The 21,644-nt window shown below is 45.2% G+C and carries 19 protein-coding genes; 16 read left to right on the plus strand and 3 right to left on the minus strand.

The genetic code is table 11. From position 1 onward, the window contains the following. Positions 1-97: 97 nt before the first annotated feature. The gene (locus NQ117_RS16920; protein WP_258279205.1) at positions 98-2,380 is read right to left on the minus strand and encodes a PA14 domain-containing protein; all 2,283 of its coding nucleotides are present in this window, start codon (positions 2,378-2,380) and stop codon (positions 98-100) included. Between the two features lie 494 nt (positions 2,381-2,874). Here NQ117_RS16920 and NQ117_RS16925 point away from each other — a divergent pair, with 494 nt between their 5' ends. From NQ117_RS16925 to coaD, 4 genes are all read left to right on the plus strand, one after another. Next, a complete protein-coding gene (locus NQ117_RS16925) occupies positions 2,875-3,513 on the plus strand; it encodes a copper amine oxidase N-terminal domain-containing protein (RefSeq protein WP_258279206.1) in 639 nt (212 codons plus the stop codon). Positions 3,514-3,602: 89 nt separating this feature from the next. Beyond that, positions 3,603-4,196, plus strand: coding sequence for an NAD(P)H-dependent oxidoreductase (locus NQ117_RS16930; RefSeq protein WP_258279207.1), 594 nt, complete (start codon positions 3,603-3,605; stop codon positions 4,194-4,196). A 274-nt stretch (positions 4,197-4,470) separates the two neighbouring features. After that, positions 4,471-5,061, plus strand: a complete 591-nt coding sequence (rsmD, locus tag NQ117_RS16935) for a 16S rRNA (guanine(966)-N(2))-methyltransferase RsmD (RefSeq protein ID WP_258279208.1) — start codon at positions 4,471-4,473, stop codon at positions 5,059-5,061. Then, a complete protein-coding gene (gene coaD, locus NQ117_RS16940; RefSeq protein WP_258279209.1) occupies positions 5,058-5,561 on the plus strand; it encodes a pantetheine-phosphate adenylyltransferase in 504 nt (167 codons plus the stop codon). The genes rsmD and coaD overlap by 4 nt, the downstream gene beginning before the upstream one ends. 14 nt (positions 5,562-5,575) lie before the next feature. On the opposite strand, the gene NQ117_RS16945 is transcribed toward coaD, so the two are convergent. After that, positions 5,576-6,982 carry a nucleoside recognition domain-containing protein gene (locus tag NQ117_RS16945; RefSeq protein WP_258279210.1) on the minus strand — a complete coding sequence of 469 codons (1,407 nt, stop codon included), beginning with the start codon at positions 6,980-6,982 and terminating at the stop codon, positions 5,576-5,578. Positions 6,983-7,101: 119 nt separating this feature from the next. On the opposite strand from NQ117_RS16945, the gene NQ117_RS16950 reads away from it, so the two are divergent. Continuing rightward, a complete protein-coding gene (locus NQ117_RS16950) occupies positions 7,102-8,184 on the plus strand; it encodes a YlbL family protein (protein ID WP_258279211.1) in 1,083 nt (360 codons plus the stop codon). A 149-nt stretch (positions 8,185-8,333) separates the two neighbouring features. Here the strand turns inward: NQ117_RS16950 and NQ117_RS16955 are convergent, their stop codons facing one another. After that, positions 8,334-9,596, minus strand: coding sequence for a nucleotidyltransferase (locus NQ117_RS16955; protein ID WP_258279212.1), 1,263 nt, complete (start codon positions 9,594-9,596; stop codon positions 8,334-8,336). 264 nt (positions 9,597-9,860) lie between these two features. On the opposite strand from NQ117_RS16955, the gene NQ117_RS16960 reads away from it, so the two are divergent. The 11 genes from NQ117_RS16960 (at position 9,861) to smc (ending at position 21,639) form a co-directional block, all read left to right on the plus strand. Beyond that, the gene (locus NQ117_RS16960; RefSeq protein WP_258279213.1) at positions 9,861-10,373 is read left to right on the plus strand and encodes a YceD family protein; all 513 of its coding nucleotides are present in this window, start codon (positions 9,861-9,863) and stop codon (positions 10,371-10,373) included. 52 nt (positions 10,374-10,425) lie between these two features. Continuing rightward, complete coding sequence (gene rpmF / locus NQ117_RS16965) at positions 10,426-10,599, plus strand: 50S ribosomal protein L32 (protein ID WP_258279214.1); 174 nt, start codon at positions 10,426-10,428, stop codon at positions 10,597-10,599. A gap of 302 nt (positions 10,600-10,901) precedes the next feature. After that, complete coding sequence (gene fapR / locus NQ117_RS16970; RefSeq protein ID WP_258279436.1) at positions 10,902-11,510, plus strand: transcription factor FapR; 609 nt, start codon at positions 10,902-10,904, stop codon at positions 11,508-11,510. Beyond that, a complete protein-coding gene (gene plsX / locus NQ117_RS16975) occupies positions 11,494-12,492 on the plus strand; it encodes a phosphate acyltransferase PlsX (RefSeq protein WP_258279215.1) in 999 nt (332 codons plus the stop codon). The genes fapR and plsX overlap by 17 nt, the downstream gene beginning before the upstream one ends. Before the next feature lie 11 nt (positions 12,493-12,503). Beyond that, positions 12,504-13,496: a beta-ketoacyl-ACP synthase III gene (locus NQ117_RS16980; protein WP_258279437.1), complete on the plus strand. Its 993-nt coding sequence runs from the start codon at positions 12,504-12,506 to the stop codon at positions 13,494-13,496. Positions 13,497-13,531: 35 nt separating this feature from the next. Further along, on the plus strand, positions 13,532-14,464 hold the full coding sequence (gene fabD, locus NQ117_RS16985; RefSeq protein ID WP_258279216.1) for an ACP S-malonyltransferase: 933 nt from the start codon (positions 13,532-13,534) through the stop codon (positions 14,462-14,464). A gap of 227 nt (positions 14,465-14,691) precedes the next feature. Further along, on the plus strand, positions 14,692-15,438 hold the full coding sequence (gene fabG, locus NQ117_RS16990) for a 3-oxoacyl-[acyl-carrier-protein] reductase (RefSeq protein ID WP_258279217.1): 747 nt from the start codon (positions 14,692-14,694) through the stop codon (positions 15,436-15,438). A 108-nt stretch (positions 15,439-15,546) separates the two neighbouring features. Then, positions 15,547-15,783 (plus strand): acyl carrier protein, encoded by a 237-nt coding sequence (acpP, locus tag NQ117_RS16995; protein ID WP_028595617.1) that lies wholly within the window; start codon positions 15,547-15,549, stop codon positions 15,781-15,783. 134 nt (positions 15,784-15,917) lie between these two features. Continuing rightward, on the plus strand, positions 15,918-17,153 hold the full coding sequence (gene fabF / locus NQ117_RS17000) for a beta-ketoacyl-ACP synthase II (protein ID WP_258279218.1): 1,236 nt from the start codon (positions 15,918-15,920) through the stop codon (positions 17,151-17,153). A 12-nt stretch (positions 17,154-17,165) separates the two neighbouring features. Then, entirely contained in the window at positions 17,166-17,864 is a 699-nt protein-coding gene (gene rnc / locus NQ117_RS17005; RefSeq protein WP_028595615.1) for a ribonuclease III, read from the plus strand. 202 nt (positions 17,865-18,066) lie between these two features. Next, positions 18,067-21,639 carry a chromosome segregation protein SMC gene (gene smc, locus NQ117_RS17010; RefSeq protein ID WP_258279219.1) on the plus strand — a complete coding sequence of 1,191 codons (3,573 nt, stop codon included), beginning with the start codon at positions 18,067-18,069 and terminating at the stop codon, positions 21,637-21,639. The last annotated feature ends 5 nt before the right edge of the window (positions 21,640-21,644 follow it).

Here is a 21,644-nt window from a genome sequence, read left to right on the forward strand (position 1 = left end):
AAAATACCTCTGTTTCGTATGCCTAGTCATATGTGTGTTGCTATGGAGCATTACATTCTAGGTGTTAGCATCAGCGTAGTGAGTAGCTTATTACGACTTACTCATATAAACGAATTTCCGCAAGCTGGAGTATTCCGCCACTGTTGTTGACTAGAGAAAATTTGTAGTATCGATAGGCGGTTGTATTGCTGATGTTATACGTCTTTGTCTGATGTCGGCTAGTGAATAATTCATTTGATCTCGTATCAAGGGCAGTCCAAGTTGTTCCGTCGTTCGAACCGGATAGGGTCCAGTTACGAGGATCTCTTTCAGGCACATCCTCGGCAGACGTGATCGCATACGATTGTACTGCATGTGCGTTTGTTCCTTGGAATTGGTATTGAATGGACGCTGTACTGTCAAATACCAACCACTTCGAAGCTTCATTATGATCAAAGGCACTTTCTTTGGTCTGACCTACAGGGCTATTCGTATTGCTGACCGTAACTGTCCCGCCTACAGCTATACCTCTAGGTTGCTGGCTTGCATTAAAAAAAGCACTGTTGCTTAATGTAAGTGCACTGATAGGATCCCATACTGGAAGTTCATTGTCGTTAAAGACGTAGCCATTTCCGTCCTTCAATACAAAGAACCGATGCAGCCAATCGAAGCCACGCCACATAATGGAGTTCGGTCCACCTTCGTGTGGCAGGCCGAGGGCATGTCCAAGTTCATGCAGTGCGGTTCCGTAACCGACCGAGAGCGCTTTCTGTACATTAGTATAAGGTTCTCCAATGAAGGCAGGGTCGATCATGCTAAAATCAGCAAATTTGCTCTGTACCTCGGTCTCATTGTTCGGGAACAGCCATACGCTTGCGCCGCCGCTTACGCCGTAATCTCCTCCGCCTAGCGCAACGTTGGCATACGTATAGTTAGTGGCTGCGTCATACTTGGTAAAGCCGACAAAGGTAAGATTTTTCGTGCCTGCCTGCGGATATTGTTGAGGAATAAGACCAGCTACTTCATGATATAAATCGTCTCCCTTGTAAGTCGTGTTGTAATAGTAGGAGATTGGATGATTGCTTTTCAGTACATGTACATTTACTTTCCCGGTGGTATTGTCCAGCTCCACATTAAACGTTTTGCGACCATATCCATTATTGTTCATAGACTCCGCAGTAAAGGATTGGATTACCTTCATATAGGTACTGAGCTTTGCTGCATAGTTCTGAGGGTCGTTGGGTAAAAAGGTATGGTAATTAGTATTTCCGTCACTTGGGACATACCAGAAGATGCGGACAACTGCGTTGTTGGATTGCGGTACATAAGTCATCTTCAAAGTGGTCTGTTTCGTGCCATTCTGGATAATTAAATTGTTTTCACCAGGGACCAAATCTGCAAATACTTTAAACTGGCCTTGATGGACCTGACCTTGCATTACTTTCGTGTTTCGATTCGAAGATGTGTTTGTTAGTGTGACAGAAGTCGCATTCGTATCACTAACTAAACCTCGGATCAAGGGCAGTGGATAGTCGATGGTTTGATTATCGGTAAAGTTAGTAACTTCAATGTCGGGTGTAGGGGCAGGATACAACTGTGTATGTGGGATGATGCTCTTTGGTGTAGATGGACTGCTCCAATATAATTTAGCTACTGCATTAGTGGTGCGTTCATAATATTCCAGCTTGATTGTGTATTTCTGTCCGGCAGTGAGCGCAATTGTACCGCTATGCTCAGTCGTATCGTGATCATTCCATTGATCAATAAGTAATTGATTGTTAACCCATAATCGCACGCCGTCGCTCGATGCGGTCGTAAACGTATAAGTTTCGCTAAATTGTGCTTGAACTTCGCCTATCCAACGAACCGAGAACGTATCAGCTTCAATTAGTGGACTAGCAGAGTTCGTGCCCCAGTCGAATTGAATAGTAGAATCAAAGCGCTTTAACTTTAAGTTCGAAAAATCAACATTGTTATAATAGTACCCTGTAAGTCCTGTGCCATTTCCTACAGGCGCGGGCGTCGTATTGCTGTTTGTGACAGTCACCGTTATAGGTTGGCTTGATGCATTTCCGAAATTGTTAATGAGCTTGGCTGTATATATGTAGGAGCCATTTACCTTGCTACTAAAGGTTTTGGTTGCTGTTTGGTGGTTGGGGCTGTTGTCCGTTAACGCTTGTGTGTCGATCAACACACCATTTTCATACCATTCTAGAGATGTTCCATTTTGTCCCCAATGCAAGTTCATCGTAATGGCATAGTTTCCATCTCCATCCCAGTTGTCTTGCGATAGGGCAGGTGTTCCTGGCATACCTGTGGCTGCTGATGAAGCTGTTAGCGGCAACAAGGTAAATAGCAGCACTATTACGATACTTGCAGCTGTCCATTTTCTAAATTTCATTTTGCTTCCCTCTCTCTATTTATCTATTGTGATACCTTGCAAGAACAAATTTCCGTCCCTAACCTGATCAAGATCTCCAGAGGGATGGCTAGCATATTCCCCCTAACAAAATTGTCTGATTACGAGATGGAAGTATGTTCCTTCAAAGTCTAATCTTATTTTTTTAGTTGTGCAATAGAATGAACAGGTGAACATTTTCTCCACGACAGGTGAATATTTTCTCCACATGAAAAGAAAAACAATTTGTTCCTGCACGTATAATTTTATAAGAATCGGCAATCCTAAAATTATCGACATCATCGAATGTCGTAGACAACCGCGGAGAAGACTTACGTTTCCCCATAAGCTCTTCGTCCGGTTTCTCCTCTCCCATGAAAAGGGGCTCTCGAAAGAGGGCCCCGATTTTATTTTTTATAGAACCATAATTTTACTTCTGTTAGTTTATTTCATATGGGATAATATTCATCTGACATAAAAGAACAGGAGTGGGTCTAATGAAAAAGATATTATTTTTTACTTTATTTGTGCTTGTAGCAGTTTCTGTTATGCCAATGTCGGCAGCAGCCCGTCTAAGCAACACCTTTGTTGTTGTAAATGGGGAGCCATTGGAAGGCAGTGCGAAGGTGAAAAACAACGTAACTTTCGTACCTTTTCGTGAATTGTTTCAAGTGCTTGGATTAACTGTCAGTTACGATGAAGAGAAAAAACAAGTAACGGGAACATCTCTGTTTCCAGGTGAAAATATAAAGATAACATTTACAGTCGGTAGTAAATCGTCAATTATTAATGGGCAAAAGAAAGCATTACAAGCTGCCCCATTTATAGATGATGAAAGTGGAAGTGTTTACGTTCCGGTGCGCGTAGTGGGAGAAGCAACAGGAAGCTTGGTTGCTAATGTAGTAAAGAGTAATGTAGTACTTGTAAATACTTCTTCATTTGAAGGATTATCGTATGATTCTGATAGCGGTAACTTAACCATTACGAAAGACGGTCGGTTGCATTATAACGACGTGCAAGTGTTGTATGATTTTCTACGAGTAGTTTTCGTTGATGAGGCAACAATAGAGCAGGATTTGAATAAGGTAATAGAACTAGAAAGTCTACGTCTAAAATTGAAATATGGACTGGATTAAGGAAAAAAATATAAAATACAATAGGAATGGATCTTCCTTCATCGAAGCATCTTAACAAATAGGGAAAATTGATGAAGGAGGTCGCACACATGACAAATGTGTTAGTCATTAGCGCACACCCCAATTCTGACAGCTTCAATCACGGTGTTTTGGATGAAGCAGTATCTGAATTGCAATCACTCGGACATGAAATTCAGATCCGTGATCTATATAGTTTGCAGTTTGATCCAGTCATGACAGTTGAGGATTTGGCCAATTCAAAAGAAGGAACGGCACGAGGGGATGTACTGGCGGAGCAGGAGTTGGTGTTGTGGGCGGATATACTACTTATTATTTATCCATTATGGTGGGCAGGGTTACCTGCGTTGTTAAAAGGGTATATCGATCGCGTATTTTCGTATGGTTTTGCCTATTCCATGGATGACAACGGATTACATAAGTTGTTAACAGGCAAGAAGGCGCTAATGGTGACGACGATGGGCAACAGTGAAGCACATTACCGACAAGTTGGTATGTTTGAAGCTCTGGAGAAGACGATTGATGAAGGCATATTTAACTTTGTAGGTATCCAGGTACTTGAACATCGTTATTTTGAATCTGTACCAACCGTAGACGATACCACGAGAGCAAATATGTTGGAACATGTGAAGGAATTGATTCGAACCCATATTACATCAAGTTAAAATGAAAAATTGACAAGCAAGCAATAAATTTATGCCTGTCACCTTATATGCCGTATATCAAGTAGTTGTATATCAAGTAAATGCAGAAGTTTAATGAAGTACCTTTTCCCTAGGAGAAGGTACTTTGTTGCTTTGCAGAGGAGTTTGGAACTGCCTACGCTCCTTTCACTCTATCATTGAATATGTTACGATTAACGTCGAATACTGGAGAATAATCTCCAATTTCGTGATGCAACGAAGTGATACATGATAAACGTACAGGCAAGGTGATAAGATGAGAGTCATTTCGGGGACGGCGAGAGGTCGTTCATTGAAAGCGGTACCGGGCATGAATACACGCCCGACGACGGATAAAGTTAAGGAAGCATTGTTTAGTATGATAGGCCCCTATTTTGATGGCGGGACAGCACTTGATTTGTTTGCAGGTACAGGTGGACTTGGAATCGAGGCGCTCAGCCGAGGTATAGACCATGCTGTATTTATTGATATGGACCCGAAAGCGATCGAGACGATCAAACATAATGTGAACGCTGCACGAGTAGCTGAGAAAGCTGAGATTTTCCGCAATGATGCAAAACGAGCGCTTAAAGCAATAGCAAAGCGAGATATGAAGTTTGATCTCGTCTTTATGGATCCTCCTTATCGGATGACTGATGCAGATGAAATGCTGACAACGATGCTGGAGCAGGAAATGTTAAGCGAGCATGCGATCGTAGTAATTGAGCATGATTCCAACTACACCTATCCTGAGCAAATAGGAAGTATGGACTGCTTCAGAAATGCTAAATATGGTGAAATCGCTTTATCTCTGTATAAAAAGAAACAAGACGAGCTAGAGGAACGAGGAGAGGAGTCATCATCATGACGAACGAATGCAAACCACGGATTGCTGTTTATCCAGGCAGCTTTGATCCTGTCACGTTAGGGCATATTGATATCATTCGTCGTTCGGCGAAGCAATTTGATAAAGTTATCGTTGCGGTGCTCAACAATTTAAGCAAAAATCCATTGTTTACGGTGGAAGAGAAAAAAGAGCTGCTGCGAACAGCAACGGCTGATATTCCGAACGTGGAAGTAGATGGGTTCCGAGACTTGCTCGTTAACTATATGGATAAAAAAGAAGCGCACGTTATTGTGCGCGGAATCCGTACCGTTACTGATTTTGAATATGAGATGCAACTGGCGAGTACGAATCAAAAGTTAAATGAGCGCATCGAAACGATCTTTATGATGACGAATCCTAAATATTCTTACTTAAGCTCTAGTATGGTGAAAGAAATCGCCCGTTTTGGTGGTGCAGTTGGAGAGTTCGTCACACCAGAAGTGGAGCAGGCTCTTCGTCACAAATATAGTGACATGAACTAATTATTTGTTATGAATTATTTCTTCGGTACAGCTGCATGTATCCAGTAGCTAAGTACAGTGAGTAAGAGCAAGCCTGCACCTGCAAAAAGGAGCAGTACAAATGGCTGAAGCCAGACATAAAACAATGATAAGTATTGCTCTGCTCCGACTATGCTGTTCCAAATCATGATCCAAAGGGTATCAACATTTCCTTCAAGCAAGGATTGAAATAAGGATATGGATGAATGATGACTGTGAGCTGCGATACCGATTCCAGTTGGCACAGCAGGTGCAGCATCTACCCATACCGGAGCAATAGCAGCTGAGCTTCGAAAAAGTGCCAGCAAGGGTGTCCAGCATACATACGTTAAGATGAATGCGAGCAGGGCGTGAAGCAGTCTAGCTGCAAAGAAGCGCCAATATCGTAAGTCCGTTTGCTTGATTAAGCTGTGGACCTGCAAATGTGAGCTAATACCGCTCCATGCCAAGACAGCGCTGACGAGGGCGGCTTGGAACTCCGAAGAGCTAAAAGCGGCGGAGCTGATTGTGAATGCCCCGAGATTAACTTCCAGTAGACCATTCATAAGCAAATTTCCCATTGTAGATGGGAGTGCAAGACGAGCGACTTGAATGAGGACGGAGAACATCATAATATAGCCGCCAATCATCATTAAGGTCTGGACAGCTGATGAGACAGCTTCGCCAAGCAGCCTGCCAATGGGTCTGCCATCCATTTGGCGGGCTTGTTCCATACTGTTAAGCACTCGTTGAGAAAAAGACGGTTTAAGCGATTGTGTTGCAGCAAGCTCAGTGGGGTGAATGCTTGTTGTGGTAGGTTGTTCCGCTGTGGTTGAACGGGATAAATAGGTGAAGCTAGATATCGTTGCAACTTTTTTTCGTCCATCAACCATACGTAGGAAGACAGCCGTTAGCAATGCAGTGATCCAATGTATGCAAGCGAGCAATAGTCCAACATCGGCTTGCTTCATAAAGCCTACACCTACAACAGCAACGAGAAAGACAGGGTTGCTCACATGGGCAAGAGCGAGCAATCGCTCGCCTTCCGTGCGGCTAATGCTCTGTTGCTGCCGCAGTTTGGCAATGACTTCTGCTCCAGCTGGATAGCCCGCGGTCCATCCTAAAGCCCATGCCCAGCCCCCGACTCCGGGAACGCGAATCAATAGACGCATAATAGGTTCGAGCACAACACCTAGCGCGTGAACCCAGCCAAATGCCGACAGAAGATGAGACAAGACGAGGAACGGAAGCAGGGCTGGAAATATAATCGTCCACCATACTTGTAGACCTTGCAATGAGGCTTGAAAAGCTGCTGTAGGATACAGCATGATGCTGACGACAAGCAGTACGACCGAGGCTCCGACAAAGAGCGTGTACAACGGGTGTTGAAAGACAGACGTGTGGAGTAAACGGACGGACCGCATTGAATTCACCTCTTTGTTAAAGATTAAAGGCAAGACGTAAGTCTGTACGAAGCTGCATATAGTTTCATATGTACGTGAAATGGACGGGCTTTAGACCATACAGAAGGAAGGTGAGTCTGATGAATGAGAATGATGAGCAGCTTGAGAAGCAACGCTATGGTGGATGGTCTTTTTCCTGGCGTTGGCTAATCGCTATTGTAGCACTGGTGTATTTTTTGGTGTACATGCCAACTTCTTACGTGATTTATACACCGGGAAGCGCAGAATCGATCAAACCGCTTGTTGAAGTAAAAGGCGGGGATGATACAGAGCAAGGTGCTTTCATGCTGACTACCGTCCGCAGAACCTATGCGAATATGGGGCTCATTATCTGGCACTCCTTCAATTCAGATGCCCAATTTGGGAAGAAACAGGATGCGCTGCAAGGACGCTCAGAGGCAGAATATGAGACCGAGCTCGTATTTAGTATGAGCGGTTCTCAGAGCAGCGCTATATTAGCTGCATATAACGCGGCAAACATTCCATACGATAAGGTCAATACGGGTTTGTATGTCATCTACAATTTGCCTAATGTGTCGAGTAATGAGTTTAAGACGCAAGATCGCATACTGAGTGTAGAAGGGCAAAAGGTCAATACAGTCAAGGAAGTAAAAGCGATTATTGCGAAGTATAAGGAAGGGCAGACGCTTACGGTTCAGATTGAGCGTGAAGGCAAGAAGCAGGACGTTAAAGCTAAGTTGGTTCGCTACAAGCCATATAAACAAGCAGAGAACACGGTAGTAGGCTTTGGTACCACATTTGGAGAAAAGGTGGATATCGTACCTCGCAATCCGAAGGATAAGATTACATTCCACGAAAGTGATATCGGTGGACCTTCAGCTGGGCTCATGTTCACATTGGAGCTAATTAATCGCCTGACACCAGGAGATCTGTCACGCGGTCATTTCATTGCAGGTACAGGTGAGATTACACCTGAAGGCAAAGTAGGCATGATCGGCGGCGTTCAGCATAAAGTGGTGGCTGCAGATCAAGAAGGAGCTAGTTTGTTCCTCGTCCCGGAAGGAAACTATGAGGAAGCCAAGGCGAAAGTAGACACTATGGATACGAAGATGAAACTTGTGCCTGTACGTACGCTCCAAGACGCATTAACAGCAATTGAACAGTTAGAGGTAAAAGCTGCTAAGGTAAATGAAGTTAAATAAATCGTGCTATATTTATATAAGCATAAAAATAAGCATCCTAAGCCCATGTTATGATGAGCGATTGGATGCTTGTTTTTTATCGGTAAGGAAAGGCAGGTATGTTTAATAAAATGGATTCTGACGTGATCTCTATTCCATCCGGTTTTATGCTAATTGCTTGGATGACAGCGACGCGGCGGCTCGTAAAAGTCGCGATAGGCAGTGCGTCCTTGTACGAGAGAAATGCCAGCTGCGTAGACGGCGGTAGCACGAACATCTGCGGCTAAGCCAGCAGCTCCACCAAGCATGTTATTCTCTCTCGTTACTGTATGTACAATAGGTAAGGAAGCGGATTTTTTCATTTTTTTCAACAGAGCCTGGCCTTTTTGGCTAAATCCGAGCACACGAATGTAGTGTGGACCGCACTGAAGCGCTTCAGGACCAAAGTCTTCTTTCGTATGGTTGAGCAAAATATGTGTAAGCATGCGCTGAAGTTTTGTCAGTGTATACCGTTTGGTTTTTAATGCTTCTAGAAATGGTTGAACTCGCCATTCTGATAGTTGTGGCAGTGTGTGTAAAATACGATGCTCTAAGCCCTCTGTGACCTCGAGTATGCTATTCAATGATTCTGGACAAGAAGTAGATAGACGATAGAACAAAGATGCGGCATACGACTCCCAGTGGCCAAAATGCTTGCCTGCTGTCGTCCATTGATTGATTATTTCCTGCGATGCAAAGGGCAGGAATGGTTCAGCTGCCAATGCGGACTCGTGATGAATCAGGCGCCTTACCGCCGTGGCGCTTGCAATCGAGTCCGAATGCGCGGTCGTGTCGTGATAGCCCGCTGCGACACGTTGAATTGTATAGGGCTTCATCGCGGATTGAAGCCGCTCCGAAGCCATCATATAGTGCAGGCCGAGCGAATTGTTCGGCTCTGCCAGCCAACTCGCGTCGACAGCAGCATCGCCGCCTTCGGCAGCTGTCTCTGTTGCTGCCGCCTGGGCATAGGCAGCAGGGTAGCTAACGCCCTGCTTCAATGCATCACGCAGCCTTGCAGCGAACGCGGAATTTTCCCGCGTAAGTCGCTGCGCAGCACTTGCAAGCGGCGCAAGCTCGCCCAGCTCGCTGCCGAAGCAAAAGGCGTCCACGACACCGGTGGCGGCAAGAGTCGCCACCGCCCCGTGGGCGAACCATTCAGCTGGCTGTACCGCATACGCGGTAGGCAGCTCCAACACAAGGTCAAGCCCATTCGCGAGCGCCATGTCGGCTCGCGCCCATTTATCTAACAGAGCAGGCTCGCCACGCTGAAGGAAGTGGCCGCTCATAACAGCAACAACTGCATCTGCATCGGCTATTTGTTTCGATTGTTGGAGATGATACAAATGTCCATTGTGCATGGGATTGTATTCAACGATGAGACCAACCGTTTGCATATATTTTAATATTCCTTTCCATCAGGTATGGATGTATAATTTTCTCAATATCGTTCCTGTGCAAGTGATGTCATAATCATAACATGGACATGCATCCATGTCCTAGTTGCTCGCAACGAGAGGAACGATGCAATCGACTGGATGGCTACCGGCAAAGAGAAGAAGGAAGTCACCGCACGCAATCTCGTAAACTGTCAAACATAATTGGTTGACAAAGCATGAGAAAAATCGCTATAATTAATTTTGTTTGTTTGGGGTGATAACATGAAATTTTCTTATCGGGACGCGATCAATGGTCAACAGGCGCACATACGAGAAACGTTTGAGATAGAAGATCCTATTTTCAATCGCAGCGATATTCGTCGTATTGCACCCGTTAATGTCGACTTAACAGCGGCTGCGGAAGACGACGACCAAGTTGGCGTTACAGGGAATTTGACAACAACGTTGGACGTTAGCTGTTCACGTTGCTTAACGCCTCACACTGAGACAGTTGTCATTCCGTTTCATGAGCATTTTAAGCTGACGGACTCTACTACTGATCTTCCAGCAGATGACGAGGATGATGTCATTTACGTGACGGATGAACGCGTTAATCTGATTCCATATGTGGAGGAAGCGGTGTTTGTTCATTTGCCGTATACAACCTTATGTGCTGAAGACTGCAAGGGGCTTTGCCCAACTTGTGGAACGAATCGCAACGATAAGGATTGTGGATGTTCGAATGAACGAATTGATCCGAGACTAGCAGGGTTGAAAGATTTCTTTAAGAACTAAAGAACTTACAACCGAAATTTGCAAGATGTAATTTGGGTAAGGAGGTGTAAACATGGCAGTACCTCAGAGAAGAACTTCTAAAACACGTCGTGATAAGCGCCGTACGCACTTCAAACTGTCCGTACCGGGCATGGTTAAGTGTGATCAATGTGGTGAGTTGAAATTGGGCCACCATGTATGTAAAGTGTGCGGAACATACAAAACAAGAGAGATCATCACACAATAATCGTATAATTAGCGACCGCATTCACATTTTGTGAGGGAAGTCTCTAAGTACGGGAAATGTAGCATTTCATCATTTGGTGGAATGCTACTTTTTTTATGCGTCATTGGCTCCATTTTAATCCAAATGTGAACTTATGCTTTTCAGAAGTGAAAATATTATATATACTACAATTAGTACCTGGTTCTAATACGAACCTAAACCTCATAGGCGGATATGCTCATTCGCTAATGATTGGATTGGAACAGGTTAACAAGAACGGATAAGCAACATGTTACTCATAGTGATTAAAGGTGGTGTAACACATCGAAAAGCTACCTAAGCGCGAGAGACAACGGCAATTGGCCGGTATTATAGAAGAAAACCCATTTGTTACAGATCAGGAGCTAACACGCAAGCTTCGAGTCAGCATTCAGACCATACGACTGGATCGAATGGAGTTAGGTATACCCGAACTAAGAGAACGAATGAAAGTGATGGCAGAACAATCTTATGATCAGGTTCGGTCACTTCCAATTGATGAGGTAATCGGGGAAGTTATTGATTTGCAGCTCGACCGAAGTGGTATTTCTATTTTCGAAATTAAGCAGGAACACGTATTTTCTCGTACGCATGTCGCACGTGGACATCACTTGTTCGCACAAGCGAACTCATTAGCCATCGCAGTTATAAACGAAGAAGTTGCTTTGACTGCTACAGCAGACATACGCTTTGTTCGGCAAGTGCATCTTGGTGAGAAAGTAGTGGCTAAAGCATATGTGCGCTCCGTATTAGGAGAGCGAAACAAAGCCAAAGTTGAAGTGTTTAGTTATGTCGGTGATGATTTGGTTGTCCACGGACACTTTATTATTTTCCGTTCTACATCAGAGGGAGCAGTCAGCGAAGGAGGACATGAAGATGAGAATCGCCATTGATGCAATGGGAGGAGACCGTGCGCCAGCCAGTATAGTAGAGGGTGCATTGGAAGCGGCTAAAAATTGGAATGAACTAGAAATCATTCTCGTCGGAGATGAAAAAGCTATTAAGCCGCACTTATCCAACCAGCCTTCCAATATCCGTGTTGTTCATACAGAAGAGCGTATTGAAGCCGACGACGAGCCTGTTCGCGCAGTTCGCCGTAAGAAGGGTGCTTCGATGGTCATGGCAGGACGAATGGTACGTGAAGGTGAAGCGGACTGCATGATCTCAGCGGGTAATACGGGAGCTTTAATGACGACAGGGCTATTGGTAGTCGGAAGGATGGAAGGAGTAGAGCGTCCTGCTCTTGCACCTATGATTCCTACAATGGATGGAAAAGGAATGTTGGCACTGGATCTTGGAGCTAACATGGATGCGAAACCTGAACATCTCGTACAATATGCCATTATGGGCAGGATATATAGAGAGAAAGTACACGGCATTAAGAAACCGCGTGTAGGTTTGTTGAACGTGGGCAGTGAAGCACAGAAAGGAAATGAACTTACAAAAGCTGTATTTCCTTTATTGGAACAAGCCCCTATCCATTTTATCGGGAACGTAGAGTCGCGTGACGTGCTGGAAGGCGCTTGTGATGTTATCGTATGCGATGGATTCGCAGGTAACGTTATGTTGAAGACATTAGAAGGTACGGCTGGTTCGTTATTTAATGTCTTGAAACAGGAATTTACTCGTTCTTGGCTCACGAAGTTAGGTGCAGCGCTAGTGATGCCTGGATTGAAACGATTGAAACAAACGATGGATTACAAGGAACACGGCGGAGCTCCTTTGCTTGGATTGAATGGACTCGTCATCAAAGCCCACGGATCTTCTGATGGGCGTGCAGTATTTAATGCGATAAGACAAGCGCGTACAGCATTACAGCATAATTTAACGGAGACTATCTCCGCTGAAATTGTTCGTCAACCTAGCGGGAAGTGAGTGTGAGAGCTATGAAATTGCGTCCGGTTGGTATTATTGGGACGGGTAAATATGTACCTGAACGTATTCTTTCCAATGCAGAATTGGAAGAAATGGTAGATACGACTGACGAATGGATTGTAACACGCACAGGGATGAAAGAGCGTCGCATCGCTGCTGATGATCAGATGACTTCAGATTTGGCTTATGAGGCATCTGTTCAAGCGCTCGCCGCAGCAGGAATTACAGCGGAGCAACTGGATTTGATTGTGGTAACGACAGTAACACCAGATATGCCGTTCCCATCCACTGCATGTATCGTGCAAGAACGGCTTGGAGCCAAGCATGCAGCAGCATTTGACCTATCTGCAGCTTGTGCAGGATTTATTTATGGATTGGCTACTGCGTCAAATTATATTGCTACGGGCATGTACAAATATGTATTAGTAATCGGTGCAGAAACACTCTCGCGGATTACAGATTATACGGATCGCAACACTTGTATTTTATTTGGTGATGGAGCAGGGGCTGCAGTATTGGGTCCTGTAGAAGAAGGGTATGGCATTCAGTCGTTCGAGTTGGGAGCGGATGGAACAGGCGCGGAATTGCTTAAAATAGAAGGTGGAGGCTCGCGCTGCCTAACAACGGCCGATTCTTCAGAAGAGAAGCGTCCTTTCATTTATATGAATGGTCGCGAAGTGTTCAAGTTTGCGGTTCGCATTATGGGAAGCGCTGCAGAGCAAGCGTTAGCTAAGGCAGGAAAGTCAAAAGAAGATATCGATCTATTTATTCCGCATCAAGCCAATATGCGCATAATCCAATCAGCTTTGGAACGTCTGAAGTTACCGGAAGAAAAATGTGTGATTAACCTTCCGAATTATGCAAATACGTCTGCAGCTTCAATTCCACTGGCGTTAGCAGAAGCTGTGGAGCAAGGGCGCTTAAAGCGTGGAGACACAGTTGTTCTCGTTGGTTTCGGTGGTGGATTGACTTGGGGATCAACGGTATTAACTTGGTATAAATAAAAAAAGATTTCATTTGGATGCAAGGAGTGGACTTGATGAGTAAGATCGCGTTTGTGTTTCCTGGACAAGGAGCTCAGTCTGTAGGAATGGGCAAAGATGTCTATGAAGCCAATCCAGCTTCGCGTGAAATTTTTGAGCTTGCAAACCGGGTGCTTGGATATGACCTTACTGATATTATTTTTAATGGACCCGAAGAGGTATTGAAGCAAACGATCCATACGCAGCCTGCTCTCATGACAGTTAGTTATGCATTATACACAGCATTCGCTGAACACGGGATTCGCCCCGACTATTTAGCAGGACATAGTCTTGGTGAGTACAGTGCTTTAGCTGTGGCTGGCGTAATGAGCTTTGAAGATGCGGTTGCTACTGTACGCAAGCGAGGCGAATACATGGAAGCTGCTGTTCCGAAAGGTCAGGGCGCTATGGCAGCCGTACTTGGAGCGGGGCGTGAGCAGCTCGGGGCACTTTGTGATGATATTTCTGCCTTCAGAGCTCCTGTTGAAATGGCAAATATCAATTGCCCAGGACAAATCGTTATCTCTGGTTCAGCCGATGGTGTTCAGGCGGTAGTCGAACGCGGGAAAGAAGCTGGAGCCAAACGTGTCATTCCACTTGAGGTGAGCGGTCCATTCCACTCCTCTCTGATGAAACCCGCTGCTGATCAACTTAGCGACGCTTTTGATCATGTCAGCTTACAAGATGCGCACATTCCGATTGTGTCGAATGTATCCGCTCAGGCGGAGCAAGAAGCAGGACGTATTCGTCAACTGCTTGTTGAACAAGTTTGCTCCCCTGTACTATGGGAAGACAGTATACAGTATATGATTGGACAAGGTGTAGATACATTTATCGAACTTGGTTCCGGTACAGTGCTAGCTGGACTTATTAAGAAGATTGATCGTTCGGTTAAAGTTGTTTCCATTAACAGTTTAGAATCGCTTGAGGCATTCCAATTACAGCCGTAAGAGGATGCTGCTGTTTGAATCTTATGGATACGACAGTGCCAGCCTCGCGTCGATGCTGACTTGAACCTTGACAATGTATAAAGGTATCATTGGATTTGTCATCTTGTTGTAAGTAGATAGATCCATCTACATAATCTAACAGGCCTAATCGTCGTCATCGTTAATGGCGATGCAGGGCATACCCCGATGCGGCGTATGCCCTATTAAAGGACAAGGAGGGTATTTGGATGTCCAAATTGGAAGGTAAAGTTGCGCTTGTTACTGGAGCTTCTAGAGGCATAGGCCGTTCTGTTGCGCTTAAGCTCGCATCAGAAGGTGCAGATGTTGTCGTTAATTACGCAGGTAGTGAAGCGGCTGCTGCTGATACTGTAGCGGCAATTGAAGCTATGGGACGCCGTGCTATTGCGATACGTGCAAACGTCGGCAAAACACAAGAGGCAGATCAGCTCATCCAATCCACCATGGAACAGTTTGGCCGTATTGACATTCTCGTGAATAATGCAGGCATTACAAGAGATAATTTAATTATGCGCATGAAGGAAGAAGAGTTCGATCAAGTTATTGAGACAAACCTTAAAGGTGTTTTCAATTGCTTGAAGGCTGTGACTCGTCCAATGATGAAGCAGCGTTCTGGTCGCATTATTAATATCTCGTCTGTTGTAGGTGTACTTGGCAATCCAGGTCAGGCGAACTATGTTGCAGCTAAAGCTGGCGTTATCGGCTTGACGAAAGCTTCTGCACGTGAGCTCGCTTCACGTAACATTACGGTGAATTGTGTTGCACCTGGCTTTATCGAGACAGATATGACAGATGCATTGTCTTCCGAGATGCGTGAACAGCTGCTCCATGGCATTCCGCTTGCTCGACTTGGCCAGCCAGAGGATATTGCGAATGCCGTATTATTCTTGGCTTCTAACGACTCGTCTTATATGACGGGACAAACGATTCATGTCGATGGCGGCATGTATATGTAAGGCTTTTCCGTCTACTATAATAGTAGATGTTGAGCATTTTTTTGTTAGTTGATTGATATGGCAATTTACAAGGATTTCTCGTATAATACCAAAGAGGAGGTGAACCGGATGTCTGCAGAAGTATTTGAGCGTGTTAAACGTATTATCGTTGAACGCTTAGGCGTAGACGAAGCGGAAGTAACACTCGAAGCATCTTTCAAAGATGATCTTGGTGCTGATTCCCTCGACGTTGTGGAATTGGTAATGGAACTAGAAGATGAGTTTGATATGGAAATCTCTGATGAAGACGCAGAGAAGATTACGAGTGTAGGTGAAGTAGTCAGCTACATACAATCTCATACCTAAGGTTGTTTAAGTCCCGTTCATTACTGACGGGACTTCTCCACATTTAGTACATGTTTTAATGGTAAAGTCTACGGTACACAAATAGATGTTGTTGAAGTATAGAGCCGAAAGTGAATATAATGAGGTGATCTTGTTTGAAGCATAGGGTTGTCGTTACCGGAATGGGCGTCATTACCGCTCTTGGTTCAGATATACCGACATTCTGGAATCATTTGACGGAAGGGAAATCAGGAGTATCCAAAATTGAATCGTTTGATGTATCTGAATACTCGACTAAGATTGCAGCTTCAGTCAAAGATTTCAATCCAGAAGCGTATGTGGATAAGAAAGAAGTACGCCGTATGGATCGGTTTGTTCAATTTGCAGTAGCTGCTAGTAAAATGGCTGTCGAAGATGCGAAATTGGACATGGAATCTGAGGATCCTGAACGTGTCGGTGTTATCGTTGGCTCAGGCATCGGTGGACTTGGAACTTGGGAAGAGCAGCATACGACATTGATGCAAAAAGGTGCGAAGCGCGTAAGTCCATTCTTTATTCCAATGATGATCGCGAACATGGCTTCAGGTCAAGTGTCGATGACACTTGGGGCTAAAGGGCCTAACACCGCATCTGTATCCGCTTGCGCGACAGGTACTCACTCGATTGGCGATGCGTTCAAAATTATTCAACGCGGAGATGCAGATGCCATGGTATGCGGTGGTGCAGAAGCAACGATTCGTCCTCTTGGTATTGCAGGTTTCTGCGCGATGCGTGCAATGTCCAATCGCAATGATGAGCCAGAAAAGGCAAGCCGTCCTTTCGATGTAGATCGCGATGGTTTCATTATGGGTGAAGGTTCGGGTGTACTCGTACTTGAATCATTGGAACATGCGCTTGCTCGTGGAGCACATATTTATGCTGAAGTTGTTGGCTATGGCATGAGCGCAGATGCGCATCATATTACAGAGCCAGATCCTAAAGGAGCTGCTAGTTGCATGCAGCGGGCGCTGCGGGATGCTGGTCTTGAGACGACTGATGTTGATTATATTAATGCTCATGGCACGTCTACGCCAGCTGGGGACAAATCCGAAACAAATGCAATCAAGATCGCTTTCGGTGATCATGCCTACAAAGTAGCTGTTAGTTCGACTAAGTCTATGACCGGACATATGTTAGGTGCAGCAGGCGGCGTTGAAGCAATTGTATGTGCAATGACATTGAAGGAAGGCGTTATAGCACCAACGATTAATTTGGACAATCCAGATCCAGATTGTGATTTGGACTACGTACCTAACGTTGCGCGTCAAGCAGACGTGAAGGTTGCTATGTCTAATTCATTTGGCTTTGGAGGCCATAATGCAACAATTATTTTGAAGAAATACGAAGCGTAAGGGGTCAGGCAGTTGAGTGCAGATCTGAAACAGTTGCAGCAGAAACTCAACATTACATTTCGTAATCGTCAGCTGTTGAAGCAGGCGTTCACTCATGCATCTTATGTGAATGAACACCGCTTCGGACAGCATCAAGACAACGAAAGGTTGGAGTTTCTTGGTGACGCCGTGTTGGAATTGACTGTCTCGGAGTTTTTGTTCGAGCGTTGCCCAACTCGGCCTGAAGGAGAATTAACGAAGATGCGGGCATCGATTGTCTGTGAGCCTTCACTGGTCAAATTTGCGAATCAACTGCAATTCGGTCAGTACGTTTTACTAGGTAAAGGCGAAGAGCTGACGGGTGGTCGTACGCGACCGGCATTGCTTGCTGATGTATTCGAATCTTTCATCGGTGCGTTGTATCTTGACCAAGGGCTTGAGGCGGTTTGCGATTTTTTGCGGCGATTTATTTTTCCGCATCTCACATTAGATGGGAAGCTGCAAACAAACGATTACAAAACACAGCTTCAAGAGCTTACACAGCATCATAATTTAGGGGTGCTGGAATATCGAATCGTGGAAGAGCGCGGACCTGCGCATGAGCGTGAATTCGTATCCGAAGTTTACATGGGCGATCAATGTCTAGGCAGCGGCACAGGCCGTTCTAAGAAAGAAGCGGAACAGCAGGCAGCAGCAAAAGCATTGGAGCATGCAGTCATACCGAAATCATAACGTACTGTAAGCCGGCGCGTCGCTGCCGGCTTGTTTCGCAGAAAGAGCAAAGGGCAGCGTGCGAGATGGACGGAACTGCCGTCAGCGGCTGGTTTTTGCTCTTTCTTTGTCCAGATGGCAGTAGACGAATGCATAGGTATGATATGCATCGTATGAGTGGATAGCGATGTAGTACTAAGAAACTTGAGGTGAATGGAGAACAATGTTCTTAAAGCGGTTGGAACTTGCAGGCTTCAAATCATTCGCCGATCGAACTGAATTGGAGTTTGTGCAAGGGATTACAGGTGTCGTTGGTCCGAACGGCAGTGGAAAGAGTAATATTTCGGACTCCATCCGCTGGGTACTTGGTGAACAGAGTGCGAAGTCGTTGCGAGGCGGCAAGATGGAAGACATTATATTTGCGGGTAGTGATGCCCGTAAGGCAGTTAATTTTGGTGAAGTGTCGTTAACACTGGATAACAGTGATAGCGCGCTTTCTTTGGATTTTAATGAAGTAACCGTAACGCGTCGTGTTCATCGCAGCGGTGAAAGTGAATATTTTATCAATAAGCAGGCATGTCGTCTTCGCGATATTACCGAGTTGTTTATGGATACAGGGATCGGTAAGGAAGCTTATTCGATTATTGGACAGGGCCGTATCGAAGAAATATTGAGTACACGATCAGAAGATCGTCGAGGCATATTTGAAGAGGCTTCGGGTATTGTCAAATATAAGTCAAGAAAGAAAGACGCAACGAAGAAGTTGGATGACACAGAGCAGAACTTGCTCCGGATCCATGACTTGGTTACCGAATTGGAAGATCAAATTGGACCTTTACGGGAACAATCGGAGAAAGCTCGTCACTATAAGCAGCTGCGTGAGTGGCTAAAGACAAAAGAGATTGCTGTATATGTTCATCAGATTCAACAGCTGCATGATCAATGGCAGGCTACAACTGAAAAGTTGCAGACACTCAAGCATCGGGAACTGGAGCTTGCGACGGTCGTAAGCGAGCATGATGCACAATTGGAAGTCCATCGCATCGAGCTTCGTAAGTTGGAAGAAGAGCTGGAGAAGTTTCAAGCTTCGCTTCTACACTATAGTGAAGAGTATGAAAAATGTGAAGGACAAGGTGAAGTACTGCGTGAGCGTAGGCGCAACCTAGAGACTAATGAAGCTCAATTGAAGCAGTCCATCGCGATGACATCTGAACGAATGCAGGCCAAAGAGATGGAAGTGCAGGGTGTTCGCGATAAATTGCGTGCACTTGAAGTAGAGCGGAGTGAAGTGCAGCGTCTTATTCAGGACGAGCAGTCTAAGCTTGTTGGTGTTGCGGGAAGTGCTAATTCAAACGCCGAGGAGTCGTTGAAAGGCCAACTGCTAGATATTATGAACCAGATGGCTCAACAGCGTAATGATATTCGGTATTATGATCAGCAGCAAGAGACATTGCAGAAACGGATGGACAAGATGTCTGCCAACCGCAGCAAGCGGGAGGCGGAGCGTACAGAACTTCTTCGTAAAATTGAAGAGACAAAGGGACGTACGGAAACGCTCGCGGAAGACTTGCTGTATATTCGAAATCGATATATGCAAGAGAATGAGCAGCTCAAGCAAGATGACAAGCTGTTAGAGGAAAGCGAGCAAGCACTGCGTAAATGGCAGCAGAAGTATGATTCTCTTATCTCTCGACGAGATACGATGAAAGAGCTTCAGGATGATTTCGATGGCTTTATGCTAGGTGTGCGTGAAGTGTTGAAGGCCGCACGTCGACCGAATGGATTGTCTGGTGTTCATGGCGCTGTAGCAGAGCTTATACGTGTACCAGAGTACTTAGAAACAGCTGTCGAAACTGCATTAGGTGCAGCATTGCAGCATGTTGTTATGGAGAATGAGACGGTTTCTCGTCAAGCGATTTCATTTTTGAAGCAACGTCAATTGGGACGAGCTACCTTCTTGCCATTGGATGTTATACGTAGTCGTACCATGCATGATACGGATCGTAGAATCGTCGATGGTATTGAAGGATTTGTTGGTATCGCTGCGGATCTTGTACAGACGGACAGTGCATATAGTCAAGTTGTAGGCAGCTTGCTAGGCAATGTCGTTATTGCCGAAACATTGGAAGATGCCAACCGAATTGCAGCGAAGCTTAATTATCGTTATCGTGTAGTAACCCGTGAGGGTGATGTGGTCAATGCCGGCGGTTCCATGACCGGGGGAAGTTTAAATAAGAAAAGTGCGAATTTGCTCGGTCGTCAGCGCCAACTTGAGCAGCTTGATGAAGAGATTCGCACGATTGATAATCAACTTGAGAAGCTGTCTATTTCCGTCAAAGAACTGAAGCAGCGTACGACAACCTCGATCAAACGGATTGAGGACTTGCGAGAGCAAGGCGAAGCGAAGCGTATGAATGAGCAGCAGCTCGTTCATGAGATTGCTCAGCTAGAGAAAGAGGAACGCCAGCATGATACATTTGTAGAAGCTGAGGATCAAGAGTTATCACTTGCGAATGAGGAAATGTCGACACTCCAAGCGGGTCGTTTAACGGCTGAGCAACGACTTGCCGAGCTTAAGGTAGAAGAGGATCGTTTGAATGTGGCGATCCAGTCGGCTGAACAGTCACGTCGCGCTAGTGAAACGGCTAAGGAAGAGCTGCAAGGTCAATTAACTGACTTGAAAGTATCGCAAGGTAAGCTAGATCAAGAGCTCTTCTCACTTAGTGAGCAGTTGAAGCGTTCTGAGCAGGAGGCTCGCACGTACGAACAGGAATATTCGCATCAGACACAATTGCTTATTCAAGTTCAGATCGATCTGGAAACAGTTGAACGGGAGTCTGGTAAGCAGACCGAGGATTTGAACCATTTCCATGTCAAGAAGCAAGAGGCGTCGAAGCAGATCGAGTTCAAGCGTGCAGATCGTGCAACACTCGTACAGCAGCTTGACTTAGCCGAGAGTGAAACTCGCGAGCAGCGCACAGAGTTGAAACAGACCGAAGAAGCGATGAGACAAACTGAGATTCAATCGAATCGAATGGATGTCGAGTTGGAAAATCTGCTGCGTAAGCTGAGTGAAGAATATGAACTAAGTTATGAGATGGCGAAATATCGCTATCCCGTTCCAGAAGACATTCAAGCTGCCCAGCTGGAAGTGAAAGATTTGAAGCGTCAAATTCAAGCGCTTGGCGAAGTGAATCTGGGTGCTGTTGAAGAATTTGAGCGTGTCAATGAGCGGTACCAGTTCTTAAGTGAGCAGAAAAATGATCTCATTGAGGCGAAGACTACGCTGTATCAAGTTATTAAGGAAATGGACGATGAAATGTCCAAGCGTTTCAAATCTACTTTTGATGAGATTCGCAAACAATTCGTAGTCGTATTTGCGAAGTTGTTCGGTGGCGGCAGAGCTGACCTGGTATTGTTGGAGCCTGATCGAATTTTGGAGACGGGTATTGATATTGTGGCACAGCCGCCAGGGAAAAAGCTGCAAAACCTTCAGTTGTTATCAGGGGGAGAACGAGCATTAACGGCTATGGCCCTATTGTTTGCTATTTTACATGTGAAGCCAGTGCCGTTCTGCGTACTTGACGAAGTTGAAGCTGCTTTGGATGAAGCGAACGTGACTCGATTTGCACAATATTTGCGTGAGTTCTCGGAAGAAACACAATTTATTGTCGTTACTCATCGTAAAGGTACAATGGAAGAAGCAGATGTTCTATATGGCGTGACGATGGAAGAGGGCGGCGTATCGAAGCTAGTATCCGTGAAGCTGGAAGATGATGAAGCGCATATTGCATAGAGCGG

Source organism: Paenibacillus sp. SC116 (genome assembly GCF_024733555.1).
GTDB lineage: Bacteria > Bacillota > Bacilli > Paenibacillales > Paenibacillaceae > Paenibacillus_B.

Bases quoted from the DNA above. Each gene is read 5' to 3' on its own strand.
- NQ117_RS16920 (WP_258279205.1), bottom strand. From the start codon at position 2,380: ATGAAATTTAGAAAATGGACAGCTGCAAGTATCGTAATAGTGCTGCTA.
- NQ117_RS16950 (WP_258279211.1), top strand. From the start codon at position 7,102: ATGAATGAGAATGATGAGCAGCTTGAGAAGCAACGCTATGGTGGATGG.
- fabD (WP_258279216.1), top strand. From the start codon at position 13,532: ATGAGTAAGATCGCGTTTGTGTTTCCTGGACAAGGAGCTCAGTCTGTA.
- rsmD (WP_258279208.1), top strand. From the start codon at position 4,471: ATGAGAGTCATTTCGGGGACGGCGAGAGGTCGTTCATTGAAAGCGGTA.
- NQ117_RS16955 (WP_258279212.1), bottom strand. From the start codon at position 9,596: ATGCAAACGGTTGGTCTCATCGTTGAATACAATCCCATGCACAATGGA.
- rpmF (WP_258279214.1), top strand. From the start codon at position 10,426: ATGGCAGTACCTCAGAGAAGAACTTCTAAAACACGTCGTGATAAGCGC.
- fabG (WP_258279217.1), top strand. From the start codon at position 14,692: ATGTCCAAATTGGAAGGTAAAGTTGCGCTTGTTACTGGAGCTTCTAGA.
- NQ117_RS16960 (WP_258279213.1), top strand. From the start codon at position 9,861: ATGAAATTTTCTTATCGGGACGCGATCAATGGTCAACAGGCGCACATA.
- NQ117_RS16925 (WP_258279206.1), top strand. From the start codon at position 2,875: ATGAAAAAGATATTATTTTTTACTTTATTTGTGCTTGTAGCAGTTTCT.
- NQ117_RS16945 (WP_258279210.1), bottom strand. From the start codon at position 6,982: ATGCGGTCCGTCCGTTTACTCCACACGTCTGTCTTTCAACACCCGTTG.
- NQ117_RS16980 (WP_258279437.1), top strand. From the start codon at position 12,504: ATGAAATTGCGTCCGGTTGGTATTATTGGGACGGGTAAATATGTACCT.
- acpP (WP_028595617.1), top strand. From the start codon at position 15,547: ATGTCTGCAGAAGTATTTGAGCGTGTTAAACGTATTATCGTTGAACGC.
- plsX (WP_258279215.1), top strand. From the start codon at position 11,494: ATGAGAATCGCCATTGATGCAATGGGAGGAGACCGTGCGCCAGCCAGT.
- smc (WP_258279219.1), top strand. From the start codon at position 18,067: ATGTTCTTAAAGCGGTTGGAACTTGCAGGCTTCAAATCATTCGCCGAT.
- NQ117_RS16930 (WP_258279207.1), top strand. From the start codon at position 3,603: ATGACAAATGTGTTAGTCATTAGCGCACACCCCAATTCTGACAGCTTC.
- coaD (WP_258279209.1), top strand. From the start codon at position 5,058: ATGACGAACGAATGCAAACCACGGATTGCTGTTTATCCAGGCAGCTTT.